The organism is Saccharopolyspora sp. 7B (genome assembly GCF_020177435.1).
Lineage (GTDB): Bacteria > Actinomycetota > Actinomycetes > Mycobacteriales > Pseudonocardiaceae > Saccharopolyspora_C > Saccharopolyspora_C gregorii.
The window spans coordinates 1-6,217 of record NZ_JAIUKC010000023.1 but is presented as its reverse complement, the minus strand read 5'-3'; the positions used below and the strand labels follow the sequence as shown (position 1 = coordinate 6,217).

Below are 6,217 nucleotides of genomic sequence, written 5' to 3'. Positions count from 1 at the left end.
TGCCCGCGCGGGCGCGGGCGGCCCGCGCGCCCGCCGCCCCCCCCCCCCCCCCCCCCCGGGGGGGGGGGGGGGGGGGCCCCCCCCCCCCCGCGCGGGTCCCCGGCACGCCCCGCTACCGAACTGGAGCCGATGATGTCTCGCCGCATTCGACTGTTCGCCTTCGACTTCCAAGGCCCGGCGCACCTGTCCGCGGGGCTCTGGCGGCACCCCGAGGACCAGGGCTCGCGCTACAAGGACGTCCGCTACTGGACCGAGTACGCGAAGATGCTGGAGGAGGCCCGCTTCGACGGCGTATTCTTCGCCGACAACGCCGGGTACCACGACATCTACGAGGGCAGCGCCGCCGGCGCGCTCGCCGACGCCGCGCAGCTGCCGGCGAACGACCCGTCGCTGGTGATCTCGGCGATGGCCGCCGCCACCGAGCACCTCGGGTTCGGGCTCACCGGCTCCACCACCTACGAGCACCCGTACGCGCTGGCCCGGAAGTTCGCGACCCTCGACCACCTCACCGACGGGCGCATCGGCTGGAACCTGGTGACCTCCTACGCGGGCAGCGCCGCGCGCAACCTCGGCAACGGGCTGCTCACCCCGCACGACGAGCGCTACGACGTGGCGGCCGAGCACCTGGAGGTCTGCTACAAGCTGTGGGAGGACTCCTGGGAGGACGGCGCCGTGGTCCGCGACGCCGAGCGCGGGATGTGGGCCGACCCGTCGCGGGTGCACGACATCGACCACCGCGGCAAGTACTTCACCGTGCCCGGTTTCGCGCTGTGCGAGCCGTCCCCGCAGCGCACCCCGGTGCTGTTCCAGGCGGGCGGGTCCTCGAAGGGCCGCGCGCTGGCGGCCGCGCACGCCGAGGGCGTGTTCGTGAACTCGCTGTCCAAGACCTCGCTGCGGCGCCAGGTCGACGCGCTGCGCGCCGAGGCCGCCGCGTTCGGCCGGGACCCCCGATCGCTGCGGGTGCTGCAGATGCTCAACGTCGTCGTCGCCCCCACCGACGAGCAGGCGCACGCCAAGCACGAGGAGTACCGCAAGCTGGTCAGCTACGCCGGCGCGATGGCCCGCTACAGCGGCTGGACCGCGCTGGACATGTCCCGCTTCGACCCGGACGTGCCGCTGCGCCACGTCAAGACCGACGCCGGGCAGACCATGGTCGACCTGTTCTCGAAGCTGGACCCGGACAAGGAGTGGACGCCGCGCGACATCGCCGAGTTCATCGGCATCGGCGGCAGCGGACCCACCATCGTCGGCTCCCCGCAGACCGTCGCCGACGAGCTGCAGAGCTGGATCGACGAGGCCGACATCGACGGCTTCAACCTCGGCCACGCCGTGAAGTACCGGGACATCGCGGACTTCGCCGAACTCGTCGTGCCCGAGCTGCAGCGCCGCGAGGTGATGTGGACCGAGTACGAGGGCCGCACCCTGCGCGAGAAGCTCCACGGCCCCGGCACCGTCCGCCTGCCCGCCGACCACCCGGCCCGCAAGACCGGCCGCACCCAGCTCGCCGCCGCGATCTGACCACCGGAGGAGGCTTCCCGTGCAGGACCAGGACATCCGCGACGTCGCCACGCTGCTGCGCGACGCGCGCGCCAACCGGACGCCGGTGCCCGCGCCGACCACCAAGTGGCCGGAGCTGGACGCCGACTCCGCCTTCGCGGTGCAGCGGCACAACGCCGAGCTGGCCGTCGCGGGCGGCGACCGGATCGTCGGCTACAAGCTCGGCAACATCGCCAAGGCCATGCAGGCCGCGTTCGGGCTGGACCGGCCCGACTACGGGTACCTGCTGGCGAGCGGCTTCGAACCCGAGGGCGTGCCGATCGCGCGGGACCGGTTCATCGCCCCGTTCGTCGAGTTGGAACCGGCGTTCCTGCTGGCGACACCGCTGCGCGGGCCGAACGTGACGGTCGCCGACGTGATCGGTGCCGTGGACTGCGCGATGCCGGCCATCGAGATCATCGACTCCCGGGTGCAGGACTGGGCGATCTCGCTGCCGGACACCGTGGCGGACAACGGTTCCACCGGGGCGGTGCTGCTCGGCGGGACGCCGCGGCGGCTCACCGAGCTGCGGCTGAGCGACACCAGGGGCGCACTGCGGCTCGACGGCCGGGAGGTGATGGCGGGCAACACCCGCAACATCCTCGGCAACCCGCTGGCCGCGACGGCGTGGCTGTGCAACCGGCTCGCCGACTACGGCATCGGGTTCGAGGCCGGGCAGGTCGTGCTGCCGGGCAGCTGCCTGGAAGCGGTGCCGGTGGACCGGGCCGGGCACTGGGCCGGTGAGTTCACCGGCTGGGGGACGGTCGAGTTCGAGATCACCGAGTGACCTCCGCGCAGGTGACGGCGGGGTTCCGGGGCGCACCCGGAACCCCGCCGCGCGCGCTAGTCCTCGTCCGCGGTGGAGATCCCGGTCAACGCGCGCCCGGTCGTCTCCGGCGCCAGCACCTGCGAGACGACGGCACCGACCACGCAGATCCCGGCCGCCACGAGCATCGTGGTGGCGGGCCCGAGGTCCTGCATCGACCACGGGAACAGGAAGGTGCCGATCGCGGCGCCGACCCGGCTGACCGCGGTGGCGAACCCGGTGCCGAGGCCGCGCAGCTCGGTCGGCAGCACCTCGCCCGGGTAGACGCCGGTCAACCCGGTGCACATCGCGTTGGCGAAGGCGAACACCAGGAAGCACGCCAGCACCAGCACCGGCGGCGCCGAGGACCACAGCGCGATGACCACCAGCACCACCGCGCACACCCACTGCTGCGGGATGGTCAGCATCCGGCGCCCGACCCGCTCGATGAGCAGGCAGGCGACCACGACACCGGCCAGCGCCACCCCGTTGACGCCGATCGCGCCGACCAGGCCGTCCTCGCCGAGCCCGTAGCGGGCGAGCACGCTCGCGGAGAAGGTGGCGATGGCGAAGTACGGGGTGACGGTGCAGAACCAGAACACCGAGATGAACGTGGTGGAGCGCCAGTGCTCGCGGGAGAACAGCATGCCGAACCGGCCGGGCCGCTGCTGCTCCTCGAAGATGTCCGCGCGGTCGGCGCGGTCGGCGATCCAGGTGGCGGCGATCCGCTCGGCCTCCTCGGTGCGCCCCTTGCTCATCAGCCACCGCGGCGATTCGGGCACGCCGAGCCTGCCGAAGAACAGGATCACGGCGGGCACGGTGCTGGTGCCGAGCACGAGCCGCCAGTCCGCGTCGACCGCGGTGAGCGCGAAGCCGACGATGAAGGCGCCGACGAACCCGATGTACCAGGCCACTTCGGCGAACGACAGGCACCGGCCGCGCAGCCGCGCCGGGGCGAACTCCGTCATCAGCGGCCAGCTGATCGAGTACTCGGCGCCGATCGCGACGCCCATCAGCAGCCGAACGAGGAACAGCTGCCAGCTGGAGTCGACGAAGAACTGCAGTACCGAACCCACCACGAACAGCGCCAGGTCGAGGGTGAACATGGGTTTGCGCCCGAACCGGTCGGCGAGCCAGCCGCCCAGCGGCCCGCCCGCGAAGATGCCGATCAGCGCGGCGGCGCCGATCAGGCCTTCGCCGTAGACCGACATGTGCAGGTCGGTGGTGATGGCGCCGATCACGGTCCCGACGATGCCGAGCACGTACCCGTCGATGAACATGCCGCCCGCGACGACGAGGGTCAGCCGGATCAGGAACCGCTTCCGCTCCTCCGGCGTGCGGGTGGCGGCGACTGCGGTGGTGGTCACCAGTGCGTTTCCTTCCTGGTGGAGCACCCGCGAGCGCGGTCGGTGCGCGGCGGCGGGTGCGCGGAGGTGCGGCGGCGGGCCGCACGGTCGGGGATGAACGCGCGGCACCGACCAGCCCCTAGCGCGTTCACCATGTGAACACAACGGCCGAGAATCCTTCGGGAAATCGGCGGCGGAGTCAAGGATCCACCGCACATCTCCGGATTCCGCCCAGGTCGGCGAACCGAACGAGCCGACACCGGAACCGGACACGACGTCCACCATGCGACCACGGAGGGTGCCGAGCCGAACACCGACAGCCGCGGCACCTCGTCGTGCCTCGCCCCCGTGCCCGGAACGCCGCGCCGGACCGTACCGGTCGCCGCGCGCCCGGCCGCGCCCTCCCCCGGGCCCACCAGGAGGGACACCCCCACCACGCCACCGCGTCCACGAAGTGAACGCGGCTGTTAGGGTGGCCGCACGGCTCGGGCCGCGCGGCCCGGGAACGGGCCGGAGCGGGAGGCGGAAGCGGTATGGGCGACGACGACACGCCCGAACAGACCGGCATGGTCAACAAATCGGTGACCAAGGCCGTGCGCCTGCTCCGCGAGATCGCCGCCCAGCCGCGCAACGGCGCCACCGTCACCACCCTCGCGAAGGCCGCCGGGCTCAGCAGGCCCACCGCGTTCCGGCTGCTCTACAGCCTCGAACAGGGCGGGCTCGTGGACCGGATCGACACCCACTACGTCCTCGGCTGGGAACTCGCCCGGCTCGGCCGCTCCGCCGACCCGTACGCGGGCCTGGTCGCGCATGCCCAGCCGCTGCTGGACGAACTGGCCGACTCGTTCAACGAGACCGTCACGCTGTCCATCCCGAACGCGCAGGACGGGCTCGACCTGGTCGCCGAAGCCGCCGGATCGCACGTCGTGGGCGTGCTCACCAGCAACCTCGTCGGGCAGCACTACCCGGTGCACGCCAGCTCCACCGGCAAGGTGCTGCTGGCCGACCTGCCCGCCGAGAAGCTGCGCGCGATGCTGCCCGAGAAGCTCGAAGCCTTCACCCCGGACACCATCACCGACCGCACCGCGCTGATCAAGGAACTGGAGCAGGTGCGGGAGCAGGGCTTCGCCATCATCGACAACGAGCTGGAGCACGAACTGCTCTCGCTGTCGCGCCCCATCCGGGACAGCGCGGGAACGCTGGTGGCGATCCTCACCCTCAACGGGCCGCGCAGCCGCTTCGGCCGGGCCCGGATCCCCGAGGCGCTGCAGCACATGCAGCGGATCGCCGACCGGCTCACCGAGCTGTTCTGGCGCGACTCCCTCGCGGGCTGACACCGGTTGCCCCCTTGTGGAGGTAGGGCGCATACCGCACCCGCGCATAGACTTGCCCGCGCTCGAGTTGTGATCGTTCTTCACTTTCACCGAACTCAGGGGGGCGCGCGTGCGGTACGGCGTGGGGATCGATCTCGGAACGTCCTTCACCTCGGCCGCGATCAGCGGACCCGACGGCACCCGCATGGTGCCGATGTCCCCCGCGGTGATCGTGCCCTCGGTGGCGCGGCGCGGCGACGGCGGCATCCTGCTCACCGGCGAAGCGGCGGCGGACTCCGCGGGCGACCCCGCCTCGACCAGCCGGAACTTCAAGCGCCGCCTGGGTGATCCGACGCCGCTGGTGCTCGGCGGGTCGACCTACTCCCCCGCGGCGCTGATGGCGGCGCAGCTGCGGGACGTGCTGGCCACCGTCACCCGGATCTCCGGCGAGCCGCCGGACTCGGTGGTGCTGACCTACCCGGCGATCTGGGGGCCGTACCGGCGCGAGCACTTCACCGAGGTGCCCCGGCTGGCGCGCGTCCCGGACTTCCGGCTGATCACCGAGCCGGAGGCCGCGGCGACGCACTACTCCAGCGAACGGCGGCTCGGCGACGGCGAGATCATCGCCGTCTACGACCTCGGCGGCGGCACCTTCGACTCCACCGTGCTGCGGATGCGCGGCGGGGAGGTGGAGATCCTCGGCACCCCGGAGGGGATCGAGCACCTCGGCGGCATCGATTTCGACGAGGCGCTGTTCGCGCACGTGGACCAGCGGCTGGACGGGGCGGTGGGCGCGCTCGACCCGGCCGACCCGGAATCCGCGGCGGCGATCGCGGCCGTCCAGGCGGCGTGCGTGCGCGCCAAGGAGGAGCTCTCCACCGAACCCGACGTGCGGCTGAGCCTCCCGCTGCCCGCCGGGACCCGGGAGATCACCATCACCCGCCTGGAGTTCAATGAGATGATCACGCCGTCGGTGCGGCTGACCATCGAGGCGCTGCACCGCACCACCGCCTCCGCCGGGCTGCGCACCGAGGACCTCTCGGCGGTGCTGCTCGCGGGCGGCTCGTCGCGGGTCCCGCTGATCTCGCAGCTCGTGGCGCAGGAGTTCGGGAAGCCGCTGCGGGTGACGCTGCACCCGAAGTACACCGTCCCGCTCGGCGCGGCGCTCGTGTCCGCCCGGCCGGCCCCGCGGCCCGAGCCCGTCCCCGCCCCCGCCG

General features: G+C 72.6%; 5 protein-coding genes. 4 read left to right on the top strand and 1 reads right to left on the bottom strand.

From position 1 onward, the window contains the following. The first annotated feature begins 132 nt into the window (after positions 1 to 132). Both LCD33_RS04970 and LCD33_RS04965 read left to right on the top strand, forming a co-directional pair. The gene (locus tag LCD33_RS04970; RefSeq protein ID WP_308011225.1) at positions 133 to 1,518 is read left to right on the top strand and encodes an LLM class flavin-dependent oxidoreductase; all 1,386 of its coding nucleotides are present in this window, start codon (positions 133 to 135) and stop codon (positions 1,516 to 1,518) included. Positions 1,519 to 1,537: 19 nt separating this feature from the next. Then, on the top strand, positions 1,538 to 2,323 hold the full coding sequence (locus LCD33_RS04965) for a 2-keto-4-pentenoate hydratase (protein ID WP_224957471.1): 786 nt from the start codon (positions 1,538 to 1,540) through the stop codon (positions 2,321 to 2,323). 56 nt (positions 2,324 to 2,379) lie between these two features. Here the strand turns inward: LCD33_RS04965 and LCD33_RS04960 are convergent, their stop codons facing one another. Then, positions 2,380 to 3,708: an MFS transporter gene (locus LCD33_RS04960; RefSeq protein ID WP_224957470.1), complete on the bottom strand. Its 1,329-nt coding sequence runs from the start codon at positions 3,706 to 3,708 to the stop codon at positions 2,380 to 2,382. A 512-nt stretch (positions 3,709 to 4,220) separates the two neighbouring features. Here LCD33_RS04960 and LCD33_RS04955 point away from each other — a divergent pair. Both LCD33_RS04955 and LCD33_RS04950 read left to right on the top strand, forming a co-directional pair. After that, entirely contained in the window at positions 4,221 to 5,021 is an 801-nt protein-coding gene (locus LCD33_RS04955; protein ID WP_224957469.1) for an IclR family transcriptional regulator, read from the top strand. Between the two features lie 109 nt (positions 5,022 to 5,130). Then, positions 5,131 to 6,217, top strand: a 1,087-nt coding sequence (locus LCD33_RS04950; RefSeq protein ID WP_224977558.1) for an Hsp70 family protein, incomplete at its 3' end; no start/stop codon positions are given.